Source organism: Pseudomonas sp. CM27 (assembly GCF_013179515.1).
GTDB lineage: Bacteria > Pseudomonadota > Gammaproteobacteria > Pseudomonadales > Pseudomonadaceae > Aquipseudomonas.
This window is the reverse complement of sequence record NZ_JABMCN010000165.1, coordinates 11,254-13,457: the sequence shown is the minus strand read 5'-3', so window position 1 is coordinate 13,457 and position 2,204 is coordinate 11,254. Positions and strand designations below refer to the sequence as shown.

The following is a 2,204-nucleotide window of genomic DNA, read 5'->3' as shown; positions in this document are numbered from 1 at the left end:
CATCGGCCGGCAGGATTTCCTCGGAACCCGGGATCGGCTCGGGGCTGCGGCGGCCACGGGCATCCGGCTCACCCAGACGGGTCTCGACCACTTTCACGCCTTCAACCTTGTCCTCGCCGACAATGGCGATGGGCTGGCGGTTGTAAAGAAACTTCACGCCCTCTTCCTTGGCGTTCTTCACCTCTTTGCGCGAGCCTGGCATGTTGGCCTCGTCACGGCGATAGGCACAGGTTACCGCTTGCGCGCCCTGGCGAATCGAAGTGCGGTTGCAGTCCATCGCAGTGTCGCCACCGCCCAGTACCACGACCTTCTTGCCCTGCATGTCGACGAAGTCTTCCGGCGACTTCTCGAAGCCCAGGTTGCGGTTGACGTTGGCGATCAGGAAGTCCAGCGCGTCATGCACGCCTGGCAGGTCCTCGCCAGGGAAGCCGCCCTTCATGTAGGTGTAAGTACCCATGCCCATGAACACCGCGTCGTATTCGGCCAGCAGTTGCCCCATGCTGACGTCCTTTCCCACCTCGACGTTCAGGCGGAACTCGATGCCCATGCCGGTGAACACCTCGCGGCGGTTGCTGAGCACGGTCTTTTCCAGCTTGAACTCGGGGATGCCGAAGGTCAGCAGGCCACCGATTTCCGGGTTCTTGTCGAACACCACCGGAGTCACCCCGGCACGCACCAGCACGTCGGCGCAACCCAGCCCAGCCGGGCCTGCGCCGATGATGGCGACGCGCTTGCCGGTGGGCTTGACCTTGGACATGTCCGGGCGCCAGCCCATGGCGAAGGCGGTGTCGGTGATGTACTTCTCCACCGAGCCGATGGTCACCGCGCCGAAGCCGTCGTTCAGGGTGCAGGCACCCTCGCACAACCGGTCCTGCGGGCATACCCGGCCGCACACTTCCGGCAGGGTGTTGGTCTGGTGCGACAGCTCGGCCGCGGCCAGGATGTTGCCTTCGGAAACCAGCTTCAACCAGTTGGGGATGAAGTTGTGCACCGGGCACTTCCACTCGCAGTAAGGGTTACCGCAGCCCAGGCAGCGGTGCGCCTGCTCCACGGATTGCGCCGGTTTGAAGGGTTCGTAGATTTCCACGAACTCCTTCTTGCGCTGGCGCAGCAGCTTTTTCTTCGGGTCCTTGCGGCCCACTTCGATGAACTGGAAGTCGTTGTTCAGACGTTCAGCCATTTTTCAAAACCTCTTTACAGCAGCTGCAAGCTACAAGCTGCAAGCCGCAAGACGATCACTTAAGCCGGGCAAACCTCGAGCGCTTCTACGTGCAGCTCGGGGCTTGCCACTTGCAGCTGTTGTTACTGCGGGTTGGCACGGGTGCTGGACAGCAGTTGCTTCAGGTTGGCCGCCTTCGGCTTGACCAGCCAGAAGCGCCGCACGTAGTCGTCCAGGTTCTCCGAGAGCTCGCGCCCCCACTCGCTGCCGGTTTCTTCCACATACTCGCCAAGGACCCGCGCCAGGTGGCTACGGTAGGCTTCCATCGCTTCACCACTGATACGCTGGATTTCCACCAGCTCGTGGTTGAGCTTGTCGACGAAGCTGTTGTCCATGTCGAGCACGTAGGCGAAGCCGCCAGTCATGCCAGAACCGAAGTTGTAACCGGTCTTGCCCAGGACGCAGACAAAGCCGCCGGTCATGTATTCACAGCAGTGATCGCCAGTACCCTCGACAACAGCGTGGGCGCCGGAGTTACGCACAGCAAAACGCTCGCCCGCAGTACCGGCGGCGAACAGCTTGCCGCCAGTGGCACCGTACAGGCAGGTGTTGCCGACGATGGCGCTGTGCTGGGTTGCGAACGGGCTACCGGCTGGCGGCACGATGGTGAGCTTGCCACCGGTCATGCCTTTGCCAACGTAGTCATTGGCGTCGCCTTCCAGCAGCAGGTTAAGGCCACCGACGTTCCACACGCCGAAGCTCTGCCCTGCAGTGCCTTTGAAGCGGAAGGTGATCGGGTTGGCGGCCATGCCCTGGTTGCCGTACAGCTTGGCGATTTCACCAGAGATACGGGCGCCGATGGAGCGGTCGCAGTTGCAGATATCGAGGCTGAACTCGCCACCGGCCTGATCGCGAATGGCCGGCATGGCCATTTCCACCATTTTCTCGGCCAGTTCACCCTTGTCGAAAGGCGGGTTCCTGTCGACTTCGCAGAACTGCGGCTTGTCCGCCGGAATGTGCGAGCTGCCCAGCAGCGGGGTCAGGT

The 2,204-nt window shown here is 62.2% G+C and carries 1 protein-coding gene and 1 pseudogene; both read right to left on the bottom strand.

Annotation, left to right across the window (positions count from 1 at the left end; translation table 11 throughout):
- A partial coding sequence (locus HP547_RS19515; protein ID WP_172287120.1) for an FAD-dependent oxidoreductase occupies window positions 1-1,180 on the bottom strand: 1,180 nt, incomplete at its 3' end.
- 122 nt (window positions 1,181-1,302) lie between these two features.
- A pseudogene (gene gltB, locus HP547_RS19510) lies at window positions 1,303-2,204 on the bottom strand (glutamate synthase large subunit); the annotation flags it as partial.